The 16,067-nt window shown below is 70.5% G+C and carries 14 protein-coding genes and 1 riboswitch; of the genes, 6 read left to right on the top strand and 8 right to left on the bottom strand.

Annotated features, from left to right (window positions below; genetic code table 11):
* The first annotated feature begins 51 nt into the window (after window positions 1-51).
* Window positions 52-1,032: a hypothetical protein gene (locus KV205_RS23745; RefSeq protein WP_265866586.1), complete on the top strand. Its 981-nt coding sequence runs from the start codon at window positions 52-54 to the stop codon at window positions 1,030-1,032.
* A 72-nt stretch (window positions 1,033-1,104) separates the two neighbouring features.
* Window positions 1,105-1,755, top strand: coding sequence for a peptide deformylase (gene def, locus KV205_RS23740; RefSeq protein WP_265866585.1), 651 nt, complete (start codon window positions 1,105-1,107; stop codon window positions 1,753-1,755).
* Here the strand turns inward: def and KV205_RS23735 are convergent.
* The 7 genes from KV205_RS23735 to KV205_RS23705 all read right to left on the bottom strand — a co-directional run bounded on the left by KV205_RS23735 (window position 1,731) and on the right by KV205_RS23705 (window position 9,665).
* Window positions 1,731-2,141 (bottom strand): DUF2809 domain-containing protein, encoded by a 411-nt coding sequence (locus KV205_RS23735; RefSeq protein WP_265866584.1) that lies wholly within the window; start codon window positions 2,139-2,141, stop codon window positions 1,731-1,733. The genes def and KV205_RS23735 overlap by 25 nt on opposite strands.
* Window positions 2,142-3,158, bottom strand: a complete 1,017-nt coding sequence (locus KV205_RS23730; RefSeq protein WP_265866583.1) for a ribonucleotide-diphosphate reductase subunit beta — start codon at window positions 3,156-3,158, stop codon at window positions 2,142-2,144.
* Window positions 3,158-5,527 carry a ribonucleoside-diphosphate reductase subunit alpha gene (locus KV205_RS23725; protein ID WP_265866582.1) on the bottom strand — a complete coding sequence of 790 codons (2,370 nt, stop codon included), beginning with the start codon at window positions 5,525-5,527 and terminating at the stop codon, window positions 3,158-3,160. Before KV205_RS23725 ends, KV205_RS23730 begins: the two co-directional genes overlap by 1 nt.
* Window positions 5,528-5,672: 145 nt before the next feature.
* A riboswitch (cobalamin riboswitch) is annotated at window positions 5,673-5,830 on the bottom strand.
* 34 nt (window positions 5,831-5,864) lie between these two features.
* The gene (locus KV205_RS23720; protein WP_265866581.1) at window positions 5,865-6,398 is read right to left on the bottom strand and encodes a GNAT family N-acetyltransferase; all 534 of its coding nucleotides are present in this window, start codon (window positions 6,396-6,398) and stop codon (window positions 5,865-5,867) included.
* An 85-nt stretch (window positions 6,399-6,483) separates the two neighbouring features.
* The gene (gene mctP / locus KV205_RS23715; protein WP_265866580.1) at window positions 6,484-8,109 is read right to left on the bottom strand and encodes a monocarboxylate uptake permease MctP; all 1,626 of its coding nucleotides are present in this window, start codon (window positions 8,107-8,109) and stop codon (window positions 6,484-6,486) included.
* Window positions 8,106-8,369, bottom strand: a complete 264-nt coding sequence (locus KV205_RS23710) for a DUF3311 domain-containing protein (RefSeq protein ID WP_265866579.1) — start codon at window positions 8,367-8,369, stop codon at window positions 8,106-8,108. The genes mctP and KV205_RS23710 overlap by 4 nt, the downstream gene beginning before the upstream one ends.
* Before the next feature lie 531 nt (window positions 8,370-8,900).
* Window positions 8,901-9,665, bottom strand: a complete 765-nt coding sequence (locus KV205_RS23705) for a GntR family transcriptional regulator (RefSeq protein WP_265866714.1) — start codon at window positions 9,663-9,665, stop codon at window positions 8,901-8,903.
* Window positions 9,666-9,950: 285 nt separating this feature from the next.
* Here KV205_RS23705 and KV205_RS23700 point away from each other — a divergent pair, with 285 nt between their 5' ends.
* The 4 genes from KV205_RS23700 (at window position 9,951) to KV205_RS23685 (ending at window position 14,837) form a co-directional block, all read left to right on the top strand.
* A complete protein-coding gene (locus KV205_RS23700) occupies window positions 9,951-11,243 on the top strand; it encodes an extracellular solute-binding protein (RefSeq protein WP_265866578.1) in 1,293 nt (430 codons plus the stop codon).
* A gap of 166 nt (window positions 11,244-11,409) precedes the next feature.
* Window positions 11,410-12,432, top strand: a complete 1,023-nt coding sequence (locus KV205_RS23695) for a carbohydrate ABC transporter permease (protein WP_265866577.1) — start codon at window positions 11,410-11,412, stop codon at window positions 12,430-12,432.
* Complete coding sequence (locus KV205_RS23690) at window positions 12,429-13,298, top strand: carbohydrate ABC transporter permease (protein ID WP_374214716.1); 870 nt, start codon at window positions 12,429-12,431, stop codon at window positions 13,296-13,298. Before KV205_RS23695 ends, KV205_RS23690 begins: the two co-directional genes overlap by 4 nt.
* A gap of 9 nt (window positions 13,299-13,307) precedes the next feature.
* On the top strand, window positions 13,308-14,837 hold the full coding sequence (locus tag KV205_RS23685) for a glycoside hydrolase family 3 protein (RefSeq protein ID WP_265866576.1): 1,530 nt from the start codon (window positions 13,308-13,310) through the stop codon (window positions 14,835-14,837).
* Between the two features lie 73 nt (window positions 14,838-14,910).
* On the opposite strand, the gene nagB is transcribed toward KV205_RS23685, so the two are convergent.
* Window positions 14,911-15,696: a glucosamine-6-phosphate deaminase gene (gene nagB / locus KV205_RS23680; RefSeq protein WP_265866575.1), complete on the bottom strand. Its 786-nt coding sequence runs from the start codon at window positions 15,694-15,696 to the stop codon at window positions 14,911-14,913.
* Window positions 15,697-16,067 lie beyond the last annotated feature (371 nt).

Raw genomic sequence — 16,067 nt, 5'->3', positions numbered from 1 at the left:
GGGCATGGTTGGATGCGAACAAGAGGGTGTAGCGACCGGCAGGCGGGAATCGTGAGGATCTTCGGGAAGGTACGGCATCGGCCCTCCGCCTCGTGGCGGCAGGCCACCGACCGCGCGTTCACGCTGATCGGCGACGGACGGTACGAGGACGCGGGCGCGCTTCTCACCCGCGCGGCGGACCTGGAGCCCTGGCTCTCCGAGTCCTGGTTCAACCTGGCCCTCCTGCACAAGTTCCGGCACGACTGGGAGCAGGCCCGGGCCGCCGGCCTGCGCGCCGTCGCCCTGCTCGACAAGGAGACCGGCGCCCCCGACTGGTGGAACGTGGGCATCGCCGCCACCGCCCTGCAGGACTGGCCGCTGGCCCGCCGCGCCTGGCAGGCCTACGGACTGCGGGTCCCGGGAGCCGCCTCCGGCACCGGCGAGCCGGCCGGCATGGAGCTGGGCAGCGCGGCCGTGCGGCTCTCCCCGGAGGGCGAGGCCGAGGTCGTGTGGGGCCGCCGGCTCGACCCGGCCCGGATTGAGGTGCTGTCCATCCCGCTGCCGTCCTCCGGCCGCCGCTGGGGCGAGGTCGTGCTGCACGACGGCGTGCCCAACGGCGAGCGCACCACCAGCGCCGGACCCTCCTACCCGGTCTTCGACGAGATCGAGCTGTGGGCGCCCTCCCCGGTCCCCACCTGGGTGGTTCTCCTGGAGGCGGCCACCGAGGCCGACCGGGACGCCCTGGAGCAGCTGGCCGCCGACGCGGGCTTCGCCGCCGAGGACTGGTCGTCCTCCGTCCGGCTGCTCTGCCGCGCCTGCTCCGAGTCGACGATGCCGAGCGCCGAGGGCGAGGGCGAGCACCTGGACCCGCACGACCACAGCGAGCCCGGCCACCCCGGTCCGCTGGGCCACCGCTCGCCCGGCGAGCTGTGGGTGCCGGAGCGCGAGTGCGGCATCGCGGCCCCGGCGGGCCTGGTCCGCGGGCTGCTCGACGGCTGGGTGGCGGACAGCCCGGACAGCCGGGAATGGCGTGATCTGGAGGAAGTCTGCTGACCGCTGCCCGTAGGCTGTACCCCATATCTACGACGGATCCCTCGGATCTCAGGAAGAAGGCGTACGGCGGACATGTCGCAGCAGGGCACTGAGCAGGAGCAGACGGGCGTGTACGCCGTGGACGAGGACGGCTTCATCGTCGACACCGAGGACACCGAGGCCCGCGAGACCGCCCACCGCGAGCGCGGCACCTCGCGCCCCATCACGGTCGTGGGCAACCCCGTGCTCCACCGGGAGTGCAAGGACGTCACCGAGTTCGACGACGAGCTGGCGCAGCTCATCGACGACATGTTCACCAGCCAGCGCACCGCCGAGGGCGTCGGCCTCGCCGCCAACCAGATCGGCGTCGACCTCAAGGTCTTCGTCTACGACTGCATGGACGACGAGGGCAAGCGGCACGTCGGTCACGTGATCAACCCGGTCCTCGTCGACCTGCCGGCCGAGCAGCGCCACCTCGACGACTCCAACGAGGGCTGCCTGTCCGTCCCCACCGCCTACGCCGAGCTGGCCCGCCCGGACTACGCCGAGGTCAACGGCCAGGACATGCACGGCAACCCGATCAAGGTCCGCGGCACCGGCTACTTCGCCCGCTGCCTCCAGCACGAGACGGACCACCTCTACGGCTTCCTCTACATCGACAAGCTGTCGAAGCGGGACCGCAAGGACGCCCTCCGCCAGATGGAAGAGGGCACCCCGCGCTACGAGACCGTCCCGAACGTCTGACCCTCGCCCCTGCGCGCACGCACGGCGCGGTGGACGGCCCAGCCGACCGCCGCGCCGATCGCGTACCAGAACAGGTCCGGCGCGTTGAACGTCGTGCCGAGCACGAGCCGCGCGAGCGTGCTGCGCGCGGCGAGCTCCGCCGGGACGGCGGTCAGCTGCGACAGCTCCACGGCGCAGCTGAACCCGAGGGCGACCCCGGCCGCCACGGCCGGCCGCACCCGGGGTGCCACCAGCACCACCAGGGCCAGGACAAGCAGCGTGTAGAGCGCGTCGCCCGCGTACTTGGCGACCACGCCCGACGCCGCGGACCTGATCCCCAGGCCCGCGGCGACGGTGAGCAGCGCGGCGCAGCACGCGACGAGCCGCGTGCCGAGCCGGGTGCGCATCTAGAAGTCCTCGTCCAGGTCCACCGAGCCCTCGACCGCCACCTGGTAGGCGGACGGGCGGCGCTCGAAGAAGTTGGTGAGCTCCTGGACGCCCTGGAGCTCCATGAAGGAGAAGGGGTTCTCCGAGCCGTACACCGGGGCGAAGCCGAGGCGGGTGAGGCGCTGGTCGGCGACGCACTGGAGGTACTCGCGCATCGACTCGGTGTTCATGCCCGGCAGACCCTCGCCGCACAGGTCGCGGCCGAACTGGAGCTCCGCCTCGACGGCCTCCTTCAGCATCTCGGTGACCTGCTGCTGCAGCGCGTCGTCGAAGAGCTCCGGCTCCTCCTTGCGGACGGTGTCCACGACCTCGAAGGCGAAGCTCATGTGCATCGTCTCGTCGCGGAACACCCAGTTGGTGCCGGTCGCCAGGCCGTGCAGCAGACCGCGGGAGCGGAACCAGTAGACGTACGCGAAGGCGCCGTAGAAGAACAGGCCCTCGATGCAGGCGGCGAAGCAGATCAGGTTCAGCAGGAAGCGGCGGCGGTCGGCGGCCGTCTCCAGCTGGTCGATCTTCTCGACGGAGTCCATCCACTTGAAGCAGAACTGCGCCTTCTCGCGGATGGAGGGGATGTTCTCGACGGCGGCGAACGCGGCGGCGCGGTCGTCCGGGTCGGGCAGATAGGTGTCGAGCAGCGTCAGATAGAACTGGACGTGCACGGCCTCCTCGAAGAGCTGACGGCTCAGATACAGCCGCGCCTCCGGGGAGTTGATGTGCTTGTAGAGGGTCAGCACCAGGTTGTTGGCCACGATCGAGTCGCCGGTCGCGAAGAAGGCGACCAGGCGGCCGATCATGTGCTGCTCGCCCGGGGACAGCTTGGCGAGGTCGGCGACGTCCGAGTGGAGGTCGACCTCCTCCACGGTCCAGGTGTTCTTGATCGCGTCGCGGTAGCGCTCGTAGAAGTCCGGGTAGCGCATCGGACGCAGGGTCAGTTCGAAGCCCGGGTCGAGCAGGTTGTGCTTACGGGTGGTGCTCATTACTGGCAGGCCTCGCAGGACTCGGGGTTTTCGAGGGAGCAGGCGACGGCGTCCGCGTCGGGCGTGGCCTGCTGGACGGGAATGGTGGTGGCCTGGGCAGCGCGGGCGATCCGGGTCGCCGGGCGCGAGCGCAGGTAGTACGTGGTCTTCAGACCCTGCTTCCAGGCGTACGCGTACATCGACGACAGCTTGCCGATGGTCGGCGTCTCCATGAACAGGTTCAGGGACTGCGACTGGTCCAGGAACGGGGTGCGGGCGGCGGCCATGTCGATCAGGCCGCGCTGCGGGATCTCCCACGCCGTCCGGTACAGCTCGCGCACCTCGTCCGGCACCCAGCCGAAGCCGGCCACCGAGCCGTTGGCCTCGCGCAGCGCCTCGCGGGTCTGCGCGTCCCACACGCCGAGCCGCTTCAGCTCGTCCACCAGGTACGAGTTGACCTGCAGGAACTCGCCGGACAGGGTCTCGCGCTTGAACAGGTTGGAGACCTGCGGCTCGATGCACTCGTACACGCCGGCGATCGAGGCGATGGTCGCGGTCGGGGCGATGGCGAGGAGCAGCGAGTTGCGCAGGCCGGTCGACGCGATCCGCGCGCGCAGCGCGGCCCAGCGCTCGGGCCAGGTGAGCTCGACGTCGTAGTGGTCGGGGTGCAGCACGCCACGGGCCGTGCGGGTCTGCTCCCAGGCGGGCAGCGGGCCGTTGCGCTCGGCGAGGTCGGCGGAGGCCTCGTACGCGGCGAGCATGATCCGCTCGGCGATCCGGGTCGACAGGGCGCGCGCCTCGGCCGAGTCGAAGGGCAGCTTCAGCTTGAAGAAGACGTCCTGGAGGCCCATCGCGCCCAGGCCCACCGGGCGCCACTTGGCGTTGGAGCGGCCGGCCTGCTCGGTCGGGTAGAAGTTGATGTCGACGACCCGGTCGAGGAAGGTGACGGCGGTACGGACGGTCGCGTCGAGCCGCGCCCAGTCGAGGTCGCCGGTCTCCGCGAGCACGAAGGCGCCGAGGTTGACCGAGCCGAGGTTGCACACGGCGGTCTCGCCGTCGTCGGTGACCTCGATGATCTCGGTGCAGAGGTTCGAGGAGTGCACGACCGTGCCGGGCTCGGCGGTCTGGTTGGCGGTGCGGTTGGAGGCGTCCTTGAAGGTCATCCAGCCGTTGCCGGTCTGCGCGAGGGTGCGCATCATCCGGCCGTAGAGGTCGCGGGCCGGCATGGTCTTGCGGGCCAGGCCGGCCGCCTCGGCCTTGCGGTAGGCGGCGTCGAACTCCGCGCCGTACAGGTCGACCAGCTCGGGCACGTCGGACGGGGAGAACAGCGACCACTCGGCGTCCGCGTTGACCCGGCGCATGAACTCGTCCGGGATCCAGTGCGCCAGGTTGAGGTTGTGGGTGCGGCGGGCGTCCTCGCCGGTGTTGTCGCGGAGCTCCAGGAACTCCTCGATGTCCGCGTGCCAGGTCTCCAGGTAGACCGCGGCGGCGCCCTTGCGGCGGCCGCCCTGGTTCACGGCGGCGACGGAGGCGTCGAGGGTCTTCAGGAACGGGACGATGCCGTTGGAGTGCCCGTTGGTGCCGCGGATCAGCGAACCGCGGGCGCGGATGCGGGAGTAGGCGAGGCCGATGCCGCCGGCGTGCTTGGAGAGGCGCGCGACCTGGTGGTAGCGGTCGTAGATGGAGTCCAGCTCGTCCAGCGGGGAGTCGAGCAGATAGCAGGACGACATCTGCGGGTGCCGGGTGCCGGAGTTGAAGAGGGTGGGGGAGGACGGCAGGTAGTCGAGCCGGCTCATCAGCCCGTACAGCGCCGTGACCTCGTCCAGGGCGCGGGTGCTCTCGTCCTCGGCCAGACCGGCGGCGACGCGCAGCATGAAGTGCTGCGGGGTCTCGATCACCTTGCGGGTGATCGGGTGCCGGAGCAGATAGCGCGAGTAAAGGGTCCGCAGGCCGAAGTAGCCGAAGCGGTCGTCGGCGGCCGGGTCGATCGCCGCGTCGAGGCGCTCCGCGTGCAGCGCGACGAAGGCGGCGGTGCGGTCGGCGATCAGGCCCTCGCGGTGGCCGACGGCGACGGAGCCGGAGAAGGACACGGCGCCCTGGCCGGCCGCCTCCTCGGCGATCGTGAGGGTCAGGAGCCGGGCGGCCAGCCGGGAGTACGCCGGGTCCTCGGCGATCAGGCCGGCGGCGGCCTCGGTGGCCAGCTCGCGCAGTTCCGCCGCGTCCGAGCCGGCGTGCCGGCCGCGCAGCGCGGCGGCGGCGACCCGGCCGGGGTCGGTGTCCGGGAGGTCGGCGGTCAGCTCGGTCAGGGTCCGCAGCAGCGCGGTCCCGGGACCGTCGCCGTCGACGGCGGAAGCCTGGGCCGAAGCCGGATCGGCGGGCGCGATGGTCACGTGGGGGCTCTCCCTCGCTCGGCTCGGGGCCAGGACGGGGGAGGCGGGAAACGACGGGCCTTTCGTGGCGTACGTACGCACACGGCGGCGCCGCGTCCACCGGCCCACTCCGCGAGGCCCGGACGTCTGTGGCACCCGGAACGGACGGACCGGGCGTGCTGTCGGCAGGTCCTCGGACTCACGTCGTACGGAAACGCACTTAGTACACCGTTGCGGGACAGTTCCGGACTTCCACCGGATTCCCCTGCGGCGACAGCGAGGATGAGCATACATGTGGGGGGCGCCGATCGTGGAACCCCCCACATGTTGTGTGTCGCCTGACGAGCCGTCTGGATTCCTACAACTCCAGGGCGTAGCAGAGCAGCAGGAAATCGGGCTTCTCCGGGATGGGGGCCCAGTCCCGTTCCGGGACGCGGCGGAAGCCCAGGCGCTCGTATATGCGGTGCGCGGTGCGCATCTCGGGCTGGGTGGACAGCACGATCGCCCCCTGCCTTCGGCGGGGGGACCCCCAGCAGCCCAGGACGGTCCGCGCGCGCTCGACACAGGCCCGGACGAGGGCCTCGCCGACGCCCCGGCCGCGGGCCGCGCGGTCGACGGCCAGCATCCGGATCTCGGTCTCGCCGGGCCGGGCGCGGTCGCCCATCACGCCGGGGGCCGGGACGAAGGTCACGCCGCCCAGGACGGTGCCGTCCGCGTCCACGGCGGCGAGCACCTCGGCCAGTTCGGCCCGCCCGGCCACGTTCCGCAGATGCCCGTAGTACCAGTCGTCCGCGCCGTGCAGGAGGAAGCCGTCGTCGAGGTAGGCCCGGCCGGTGAGCTCGCCGAGGGCCTCGTACTCCTCCGGCCGTACAGGTCTGATCGTGAAGTCCATGGCACGCAGTCTGCCCCGGACGCGGCTCCGCCCGCCCCCGGGATTCCGGGGACGGGCGGAGGTTCCGTACGGAGCGGGTCCGGGGTCAGTGACCGGCGGCGCCGACCTTCGGCAGGTCGGCGGCGACGCCCGCGTCACCCGCGTCGGCCGTGTAGTCCGCCGGCGAGGTCTCGTCCACGCCCTCGGGGGCCTTGACGGCCTTGAGGACGAAGGTGAGGACCACGGTGACGAGCACGTTGAGCACGAAGGCGGTGAGGGCGATGTAGCCCATCTCGCCGATGCCCGGGATCTCGGCGGAGGAGCCGCCGAAGTGCTTCTGGGTCGGGCTCGCGACGCCGTACGCGGCGACCGTGCCGTAGATCATGCCGACCGCCCAGCCGGCGAGCAGCGCCCAGCGGTGCATCCAGCGGGTGAACAGACCGCCGACCAGGGCCGGGAAGGTCTGCAGGATCCAGATGCCGCCGAGCAGCTGGAAGTTGATCGCGACGGTCTTGTCCATGGTGAGGACGAAGACCAGCGCGCCGACCTTCACCAGGAGCGAGACCAGCTTGGAGACCTTGGTCTCCTGGGCGGGGGTCGCGTCGCGCTTGATGAAGTCCTTGTAGATGTTGCGGGTGAAGAGGTTGGCCGCGGCGATCGACATGATCGCGGCCGGCACGAGGGCGCCGATGCCGATGGCGGCGAAGGCCACGCCCGCGAACCAGTCCGGGAACATGTTCTCGAAGAGCTGCGGGATGGCGAGCTGGCCGTTCTGCACCTTGACGCCGGCCGCGATGGCCATGAAGCCGAGCAGCGCGAGCAGGCCCAGCATCAGCGAGTACAGCGGCAGGATGGTGGTGTTGCGGCGGATCACCTCGCGGCTCTTCGACGACAGCGTCGCCGTGATCGAGTGCGGGTACATGAACAGCGCGAGCGCCGAGCCGAGCGCCAGGGTCGCGTACGTCCACTGGCTCGCCTCGCCGGGCACGAGCGCGCCCTTGGGCTTGCCGGTGGCCGGGTTGACCTGGGCGAAGGCCTCGCCGGCCTTGCCGAAGATCTCGTCGAAGCCGCCCAGCTTGATCGGGATGTAGATGATCGCCACCGCGATGACGATGTAGATGAGCGTGTCCTTGACGAACGCGATGAGCGCGGGCGCGCGCAGTCCGGACGAGTAGGTGTACGCGGCGAGCACGCCGAAGGCGATGAGCAGCGGCAGGTCCTTGACGAACCAGTTGGTGTTCTCGCCGCCGCCGACGCCCATCACGTCCAGGACGGCCTGGATGCCGACCAGCTGGAGCGCGATGTACGGCATGGTGGCGAGGATGCCGGTGACCGCGACCGCCAGCGAGAGGCCCTTGGAGTCGAAGCGCCCGCGGACGAAGTCCGAGGTGGTCACGTACCCGTGCTTGTGCGACACCGACCACAGGCGCGGCAGGAAGGTGAAGATCAGCGGGTAGACCAGAATGGTGTAGGGCACCGCGAAGAAGCCGGCCGCGCCCGCCGCGTAGATCGCCGCCGGGACGGCGACGAAGGTGTACGCGGTGTAGAGGTCGCCGCCCAGCAGGAACCAGGTGATCCAGGTGCCGAACGAGCGGCCGCCCAGGCCCCATTCGTCGAGGCTGTGCTCGTTCTCGGCCCGGCGCCACCTGGCCGCCAGGAAGCCCATGACCGTGACGGCCAGGAAGAAGAAGATGAAGACGCCGAGCGCGACGCCGTTCACGCCGTCCTTCATCGCGCGTCACCTCCCTTGCGGGCGCGCTGGTCACGCTGCCACAGCTTGTAGGCGACCATGGTGAGCACGGTCGAGATGAGCACCCAGAGCATCTGGTACCAGTAGAAGAACGGGACGCCGATGAAGGTGGGGTCCACCTTCGCGTAGGAGCTCACCCACAGCATCGCGACGAACGGTGCGAAGAGGCAGAGCGCGATCACCACCCTGATGGGGGTGATGACCGATTGGTTCCCTTGGTTCCCTTGTGCCGCTTGTGACATGGCGATCCCGTCCCACGTGCCGATGACCTGGTAATGCCGAGGAAATCTAGGGGACCGTTCGCATTCTCGGAACCCCTGTCCGTATCACGGATGTGTTCCCGTGGTGGTTCACAACCAGCCTTCCTCGGCCGCGCGGGGCCTCGCCGAACGGAGTGCCGGACGCCCAGATCCCGTCGAAGAGGACGACCAGGGCGTGCACCAGGCCGGGGCTGCGCACCTCCAGGGCGCCCGCCCGGCCGGCGGTCGGGTCGATGACGGTGGGCGGATCGTTCCGGAATCCGTCCTGGTAGATCGACCGGATCCCGACCCCGCGTTCCAGGGCGAGTTGGATTCGGTCGACCAGGTCGCGGCGGGCGGTGCGCTCGGGGCCCTCGGAGTAGCTGCCCGGCTCCGGTTCGCCCGCGGAGCGGCCCCGCCCGCTTCGTACAAAAGTCCGGAAAAAGCCTGGACGGGAGCCGGGAAGGTCCGGAGACGCGGAACGGCCGCACCCCGCTCAGGGGGTGCGGCCGTCCGGCTCCGGTGGTCCCGGGGTCAGCCGTTGGGGCGCTGGAGGCGGGCCACGAACTTGTAGCGGTCGCCGCGGTAGACCGAACGCACCCATTCGACCGGCTCGCCGTCGGCGTCCAGCGAGTGGCGGGAGAGCATCAGCATCGGCAGGCCCACGTCCGTGCCGAGCAGGCCGGCCTCGCGCGGGGTGGCCAGCGAGGTCTCGATGGTCTCCTCGGCCTCGGCGAGATGCACGTCGTACACCTCGGCGAGCGCGGTGTAGAGCGAGGTGTACTTCACCAGCGAACGCCGCAGCGCGGGGAAGCGCTTGGCGGACAGATGGGTGGTCTCGATGGCCATCGGCTCGCCGCTGGCGAGGCGCAGCCGCTCGATGCGCAGCACCCGGCCGCCGGTCGAGATGTCGAGCAGCCCGGCGAGCGTGTCGTCGGCCGTCACATAGCCGATGTCGAGCAGCTGCGAGGTGGGCTCCAGGCCCTGGGCCCGCATGTCCTCGGTGTACGAGGTGAGCTGCAGGGCCTGGGAGACCTTGGGCTTGGCCACGAAGGTGCCCTTGCCCTGGATCCGCTCCAGGCGGCCCTCGACGACCAGCTCCTGCAGGGCCTGGCGGACCGTCGTGCGCGAGGTGTCGAACTCCGCGGCGAGGGTCCGCTCCGGCGGCACGGGCGTGCCGGGCGCCTGGGTCTCGGTCATGTCGAGCAAATGACGCTTGAGCCGGTAGTACTTGGGCACGCGCGCGGTACGGGTGGCGACCCCGCTGTCTGTCTCGGTGTTCCCCGCGTCCGTGGCCATGGCCTGCCTTTCCGACTCCTGTGCTGCTGCCGTCACCGGCTCCTCCGTCTGTCGCGGCTCACATGGTGGCACGGACCGGTCACGGGTCGTCGCCCTCCCTCAGGTGTCGGTCCGATAACGGACGCGACTGCCCTTCTTATACACCCTTGACACCCCTAAAGGTCTAGGCCAAGCTCCGGGTACTGGTCTAAACCATTAAAGACCAGGTCCCAGCCCCACAGCATCACTCGACGTATGTCTTCGCGCCGTGGGAGGGGGGAGCAGGCATCCCTTGAGGAGGATGGCGTGAAGCGCAAGCTCATCGCGGCGATCGGCGTCGCGGGCATGATGGTCAGCATTGCCGCTTGTGGCAGCGAGAGCGGTGACAAGGGGGACAAGGGCAAGGCCGAGGGCGGCAACAAGACCATCACCGTCTGGGTGATGGACGGCTCCGCGCCCGACGCCTGGATGGCCGAGGTCAACAAGACGTTCGAGGCCAAGCACCCGGGCGTCAAGGTCAAGGTCGAGAAGCAGCAGTGGAACGGCATCCAGGAGAAGGTCACCACGGCCCTCTCCGAGGACACCCCGCCGGACGTCCTGGAGCTCGGCAACACCCAGACCGCCGGCTACGCGGTCACCGGCGGCCTCGCCGACCTCTCCGGCGACAAGGCCAAGCTCGGCTACGACGGCTGGAACAAGGGCATGCTCGCCTCCAACGAGCTGGACGGCAAGCTGTACTCCGCCCCCTGGTACGCCGCCAACCGTGTTGTCGTCTACGACAAGGCCGCCTTCGCCAAGGCCAAGGTGACCCCGCCGAAGACCCGCGCCGAGTGGATCGAGGGCCTGAAGAAGCTCAAGGCCGCCGACCCGAAGTCCCAGGCCATCTACCTGCCGGGCCAGAGCTGGTACGTGCTCGCCGGCTTCATCTGGGACGAGGGCAGCGACCTCGCCGTCAAGGACGGCGACAAGTGGAAGGGCAACCTGTCCTCCCCTGAGGCCACGGCCGCCATGAACTTCTACAAGGAGCTGGCGTCCTACTCCACCGCTCCGAAGGACAAGGACGAGGCGACCCCGCAGCAGTCCACCGACATCGTCCCCAAGGGCGGCGTGGCGTCCTGGATCGGCCTCGGCTGGGAGGCCGGCGGCGCGATCGACGCCATGAAGAAGGCCGGCAAGACCGCCGACTTCGGCTACTTCCCGATCCCGGGCAAGACCGCCGACAAGCCGGGCTCCGTCTTCTTCGGCGGCTCCAACCTCGCCGTGGCCGAGCGCTCCCAGAACAAGGACCTCGCCAAGGAGTGGCTGGCCCTGGCCGCCGGCCAGGAGTACATGACCAAGTACGCCGCCGCCACCGAGGGCGCCCTGCTCCCGAACAACGACGCCGCGCAGTTCAAGCCGGCCGCCGGCTCCTTCGCGGAGGCCATGGCCCAGGCCGCGCCCGTCGGCAAGATCACCCCGGTGACCCCGGGCTGGGCGAACGTCGAGACCGCCCCGAACCCGATCAAGGACTACATGACCAAGGTCCTGAAGGGCGAGGACGCCAAGGCCGCCGGCGAGGCCGCCGACAAGGTCATCGGCGAGCGCATCAACCAGCAGTGATCACCGCCCGGCGGTGCGGCCCGGTCACGCGGGCCGCACCGCCGGTGCTCCGCAGTTGTTCTCCGTAGTTCGTCTCCGCAGTGTGCGAGCGGCCCGCTCCCCCGGGCCGCGTCCCGGTGGGCCGGGAGCCCCAGGGCCTGTTCCTAGAACCGCGAGGAAGAAGATCATGACCGTGGACTCCCCGGGGGCGGCGACCGCCGGTCCCCAGGACGCGCCCGGGAGGGCGGCAGGGAAGTCACCGACCCCGCCGGCCGCGACCGGCCCGAAGGACGTCCGTCAGCCCTCGCGGGGGAGACGCTCCCTGCCCGGCGGGCTGCTGCCGTACCTGCTCGTCACCCCGGCCCTGCTGTCGATGGCGGCGCTGCTGCTCTACCCGCTGATCCGCAATGTGATGCTCTCCTTCCAGCAGCTGGGCCGCAAGGAGTTCATCACCCGCGAGACGGTGTGGGTCGGCTTCGACAACTACGCCGATCTGCTCACCAAGGCGGACTTCTGGACCGTCGTCCTCCGCTCGGTCGTCTTCACCGCCGTCAACGTCGTGGCGATCATGGCCATCGGCACCGGCATCGGCCTGCTGCTCAACCGCCTCGGCAAGAAGATGCGGCTGCTGCTCTCGCTCGCCCTGGTCTTCGCCTGGGCCATGCCGATCGTCGCCTCCGTCACCGTCTTCCAGTGGCTCTTCGACGAGCAGTTCGGCGTCGCCAACTGGCTGATGCGCACCATGGGCTTCTCCGGCTACGACCAGCACAACTGGTTCGAGACCGGCTTCTCCGCCCTCGCCATCTCCACCGTCCTCATCGCCTGGGGCTCCATCCCCTTCGTCGCCCTCAACATGTACGCCGGCCTCACCACCATCGGCACCGAGCTGTACGAGGCCGCCAAGATGGACGGCGCGAACGGCTGGCGCACCTTCTGGGCGGTGGTCTTCCCGAACCTCAAGCCGTTCTTCCTGATCACCACGTTCCTGGAGATCATCTGGGTCTTCAAGGCGTTCACCCAGATCTACGCGATGAACAAGGGCGGCCCGAACCGCGAGTCCGAGACGCTGCCCGTCTTCGCGTACATCGAGGGCCAGGGCCAGTTCCACTACGGCGTCGCCGCGGCGATCTCCGTCCTCACGATCGTGATGCTCGTCGCGATCATGTCCTTCTACTTCCGCCTGATCCTGAAGCAGGAGGAGGAGCTGTGAGCACCACCACCCCGGCCGCACCGGTGAAGTACCGCACCCGCAAGCGGATCACGGTCGGCGGCGTCGTCAAGAACCTCTCCGCGCTCGTGATCGCGGTGGTCTTCGTCTTCCCCGTCTACTGGATGCTCTCGTCCTCGCTGAAGCCGCAGCACGAGATCATGACCAAGGACCCGGTCTTCCTCTTCTCGCCCACGCTCGAGAACTACACCACCGCCACCGGCGTCGACCTGTTCTGGACCTATGTCACCAACAGCCTCGTGGTGACCCTCGGCGCGGTGCTCCTCGCCCTGCTCGTGGCCCTGCTCGCGAGCTTCGCGCTCGCCCGGATGAGGTTTCGCGGCCGCAAGGGCATCGTCCTCGTCGTGATGATGGCCCAGATGGCCCCCTGGGAGGTCATGGTCATCGCGATGTACATGATCTCGCGCGAGAACGACATGCTGAACAGCATCCCGGTCCTCACGCTCATCTACTTCGTGATGGTCCTGCCCTTCACCATCTGGACGCTGCGCGGCTTCATCGCCGCCGTCCCGGTGGAGCTGGAGGAGGCCGCCCAGATCGACGGCTGCACCCGCGGCCAGGCCTTCCGCAAGGTCATCTTCCCGCTGCTCGCCCCGGGTCTGATGTCGACCTCGATCTTCGGCTTCATCACGGCCTGGAACGAGTTCGCGATGATCCTCATGCTCAACAAGGACAAGGAGTCGCAGACCCTGACGCTCTGGCTGACCCAGTTCCAGACCGCGTTCGGCAGCGACTGGGGCGCCACCATGGCCGCCTCGACCCTCTTCGCGCTCCCCGTCCTGATCGTCTTCCTCTTCCTCCAGCGCAAGGCCGTCGGCGGCATGACCGCCGGCGCGGTGAAGGGATAACGGAGCCCCATGACCACGCTCGCAACCGGCTCGGACACCCTGACCCGGGACGCGCTCACCGTCCTCCAGCCGGGCTTCGTCGGCACCACCGCCCCCGACTGGCTGCTCCGCCGGATCGGCGAGGGACTGTCCTCGGTCGGCCTCTTCGGCCGCAACGTCGTCGCCCCCGACCAGCTGGCCGCCCTCACCGCCCGGCTGCGCGCCGAGCGCGAGGACGTCCTGGTCGCCATCGACGAGGAGGGCGGCGACGTCACCCGCCTGGAGGTGCGGGAGGGCTCCTCCTTCCCCGGCAACTACGCCCTCGGCAGCGTCGACGACGTCGAGCTCACCCGGGCCGTGGCCCGCGAGCTCGGCCGCCGGCTCGCCGAGTGCGGGATCGACCTCAACTGGGCGCCGTCCGCCGACGTCAACTCCAACGCCGACAACCCGGTCATCGGGGTGCGCTCCTTCGGCGCCGACCCCGACCTGGTCGCCCGGCACACCGTGGCCTACGTCGACGGCCTCCAGGCCGTGGGCGTCGCCGCCTGCACCAAGCACTTCCCGGGGCACGGCGACACCAGTGTGGACTCGCACGACGCGATGCCCCGGATCGATGTGGACCTCGCCACACTGCACGCCCGTGAGCTGGCACCTTTCCGCGCGGCCATCGCCGCGGGTTCCAAAGCGGTGATGAGCGCGCATATCCTGCTTCCCGCGCTCGACCCCGAGCGGCCGGCCACCCTGAGCCCGCGGATCCTCACCGGACTGCTGCGCCGGGAGCTGGGCTTCGAGGGGCTGATCGTCACCGACGGGATGGAGATGCAGGCCATCGCGTCGACGTACGGCATCGAGCGCGGATCCGTCCTCGCGATCGCCGCGGGCGCCGACGCCATCTGCGTCGGCGGCGGGCTGGCCGACGAGGACACCGTACTGCGGCTGCGCGACGCGCTGGTCGAGGCGGTACGGACCGGTGAACTGCCCGAGGAGCGGCTGGCAGACGCCGCGGCGCGGGTACGCGCCCTGGCGGCCTGGACCCAGGCGCACCGGGCCAGGGGGGCTGTATCGGGGCCGGGCGCGGCGTCACAGGAGGGGACCGCGCCCGGCACCGAGGTCGGACTCGTCGCCGCCCGCCGGGCCCTGCGGGTGACCTCGGGGGAGCGGCCCTTCGAGCCGCTGACCGCCGCGCCGTACGTGGCCTCCTTCACCCCCGTCGCGAACTTCGCCGTCGGCGACGAGACGCCCTGGGGCATCGCCGCCGAGCTGCAGCGCCTGCTGCCGGGCACCACGACCGGCTCGTACGGGGTGGAGGCCTCGGCCGACGCGGTGCTCGCCGCCGCCGGGGAGCGGCGCGTGGTCGCGGTCGTCCGCGACGCCCACCGGCACCCGTGGATGGCCGGCACCCTGGACGCCCTGCTCGCCGCCCGCCCCGACACCGTGGTGGTGGAGATGGGCCTGAACGAGTCGTCCCCGCGCGGCGCCCTGCACATCGCCACCCACGGCGCCGCCCGCGTCTGCGGCCGGGCCGCGGCGGAGGTCATCGCGGGAGCGCGAGGGCTCTGAGGAGTACGCGGAGGGGCCCGGCACCTGGATCAGGTGCCGGGCCCCTTCACGTACCCGCGGATGCGTGGGGCGTTCAGATGCCCTGCCAGGAGGGCTTGTTCGCGTAGGTGTGGCGGAAGTAGTCCGCGAGCTTCAGCTTGGAGGCGGCGGCCTCGTCCACGACCACGGTCGCGTGCGGGTGCAGCTGGAGCGCGGAGGCCGGTACGAGCGCGGCGACCGGGCCCTCGACGGTCTGCGCCACGGCCTCGGCCTTGCCCTCGCCGGTGGCGAGCAGCACCAGGTGGCGGGCTTCCAGGATGGTGCCGATGCCCTGGGTGATGACGTGGTGCGGCACCTGCTCGATGTCGTTGTCGAAGAAGCGCGCGTTGTCGACCCGGGTCTGCTCGGTGAGCGTCTTGATCCGGGTCCGGGAGGCGAGCGAGGAGCAGGGCTCGTTGAAGCCGATGTGCCCGTCGGTGCCGATGCCGAGGATCTGCAGGTCGACGCCGCCGGCGTCGACGAGCGCCTTGTCGTACGCCTCGCAGGCCGCCTGGACGTCCTCGGCCGAGCCGTCGGGGCCCATGAAGGCCTCCGCCGAGAGCCCGAGCGGCTCGACGACCTGGCGCAGCACCGTCGCCCGGTACGACTCGGGGTGCCCGGCGGGCAGGCCCACGTACTCGTCGAGCTGGGCGATCCGCGCCCGGGAGACGTCCACGGCGCCGGCCCGGACCTTGGCGGTCAGGGCGTCGTAGATGGGCAGCGGGGTCGAGCCGGTGGCCACGCCGAGCAGCGCGTCGGGCTTGCGGCGCAGGAGGCCGGCGATGCCGTCCGCGATGAGCTCGCCGCCCGCCGTGGCGTCCTTGACGATGACAACTTCCACGCTGTGCCTGCCGATCTGGTGAGGGGCTTGAAAGGAGCCGGTGGTATAGACCAATCTAGCCCCAAATCTAGCAGAGCGCAGGCCCTCGGCCCATGCCGTCCCGCCCCGCGGACGGGCTCATTTCATGGTCGGCCGCGCCCGACCCGGCGGCCACTCGAAGGGGCTGGGGAAGGGGCCCGGAAAGGGGAAGGGGGAGGGGCCCCGGAAACGGGCCCGGAAACACCCGCGGGCCGCGGCGCCGGGACGGGACCCTCAACCCGTCCGGCACCGCAGCCCGGAGCTTGCCCGGCCGGGGATGTGCGGTCCCTCGGCCGTGTGGGAGGTCTCGGCGCAGTCAGGGCAGAGAGCGCCGGGTACCTCGTCCGTCCTCC

Origin of the sequence: Streptomyces sp. SKN60 (assembly GCF_026236535.1) — a bacterium.
Classification (GTDB): Bacteria; Actinomycetota; Actinomycetes; order Streptomycetales; family Streptomycetaceae; genus Streptomyces.
This window is presented reverse-complemented; position numbering and strand designations above follow the sequence as displayed.